The following is a 1,755-nucleotide window of genomic DNA, read 5'->3' on the forward strand; positions in this document are numbered from 1 at the left end:
GGTTCGCCCGGCGCCGGGCAAAGCGCTGCTGCGACCAGCCGCCCGCAGCCGTCCGGGACTGGACATGCCGTGTACCGGTCTTCGACGCGAGCACGGCGCCGCCGCTCACCACCGCCACCGAGTAACCGCCGCGGCGGACCAGTACCGCCCCGATGCCCCGCGACTGGGACGCCAGGGAAGCGAGGCGGGCGACGGCGTCGCCGCCGCGCCCAGGACGGCCGTCCGCCGGCCACGGCGCCCGGAGCAGAGCCACGGCCCCGTCGGCGGCGCGCAGCTGCAGACCGTCGTCGAGCTCATCCTCCACCAGTGCGCCGTGGCTCGCGGCGAAGCGGTCCACCCAGCCCGGCAGCCGGTCGCCGGAGACGAAGGCTACACGGGTGTCGGGGGTTGTCATGGCGCGGGTCTCCGTTATGAGGGTGTCTGGGCAGGCGGGAACTAGAAGTAGCCTATCTATGTGGATGATCTCTTTGGCGCAGGGCGGGACGGCGGCGCCGCTACCGAGGATGACGGCGACGCTGACCAGACCGGCGAGGGCAGCCGAGTCTCCCCGCGCAGCCCCCTCGCCGTCCGGATGCGGCCCCGCACCCTCGACGACGTCGTGGGCCAGCACGCCGCCGGCACGGACGCCACCGGCCCCGCGGGTCCCAGTTCACTGATCCTCTGGGGCCCTCCGGGTACCGGCAAGACCACCCTTGCCCATGTGATTGCCAAGGGCCCAGGGCGGAAGTTCGTCGAGCTCTCCGCCATCACCGCCGGTGTCAAGGACGTCCGCCGCGTGATGGACGAAGCCCTGACCGCGCGCGACCTGTTCAAGACCACCACCGTCCTCTTCCTGGATGAGATCCACCGCTTCAACAAGGCCCAGCAGGACGCCCTGTTGCCCGGCGTCGAGAACCGCTGGGTGGTCCTGGTCGCCGCGACCACCGAAAACCCCTCCTTCTCCGTCGTTTCCCCGCTGCTGTCCCGCTCGCTGCTGCTGACCCTGAAACCGCTCACCGACGCCGACGTCGAGGGCCTTCTCCTGCGGGCCGCAACGGATGACCGCGGGCTCGGCGGCAAAGTGGAACTCAGCGACGAGGCCCTGGCACACCTCGTCCGGCTCTCCGGCGGGGACGCCCGCCGTGCGCTGACCGCGCTCGAGGCGGCGGCCGGCGTCGCGTTCGGGGACGCGGACGACACTGACGCAGTCGTAGCCGGCACAGCCAGCGGGGCGCCCGAGGCGGCCCCGGTGAAGATCGAGCTCAAGCACACCGAACGCGCCCTGGATGTTGCCTCCGTCCGCTACGACCGGGCCGGGGACCAGCATTACGACGTCGCCAGCGCGTTCATCAAGTCGATCCGAGGTTCCGACGTCGACGCCGCGCTGCACTACCTTGCCCGGATGCTGGAGGCGGGTGAGGACCCCCGGTTCGTGGCCCGCAGGATCGTGATCTCGGCGGCTGAGGACGTCGGCATGGCTGACCCGACTGCGCTGCAGACCGCCGTCGCGGCGGCCCAGGCCGTACAGCTGATCGGCATGCCGGAAGGCCGCATCATCCTCGCCGAGGCCGTGGTGCATCTGGCCACCGCGCCGAAGTCCAACGCCGCGTACATGGGCATTAACCAGGCGATCGCCGACGTCCGCGCCGGGCTCGGGAACGGCATCCCCGCCCACCTTCGCGATGCCCACTACCCGGGCTCGAAACAGCTCGGCCACGGCAAGGGCTACAAGTACGCCCACGATGCCCCGCACGCCGTCGCCACGCAGCAGTACCC

General features: G+C 71.4%; 2 protein-coding genes. One reads left to right on the forward strand and one right to left on the reverse strand.

Annotation, left to right across the window (positions count from 1 at the left end; genetic code table 11):
* The coding region (locus LQV45_RS29985; RefSeq protein ID WP_290370362.1) for an acVLRF1 family peptidyl-tRNA hydrolase at positions 1-394 on the reverse strand (394 nt) is incomplete at its 3' end.
* A 60-nt stretch (positions 395-454) separates the two neighbouring features.
* On the opposite strand from LQV45_RS29985, the gene LQV45_RS29990 reads away from it, so the two are divergent.
* Positions 455-1,755: replication-associated recombination protein A (locus tag LQV45_RS29990; RefSeq protein ID WP_230010823.1), on the forward strand; the 1,301-nt coding region annotated here is incomplete at its 3' end.

Source organism: Microbacterium sp. Bi128 (assembly GCF_918698205.1).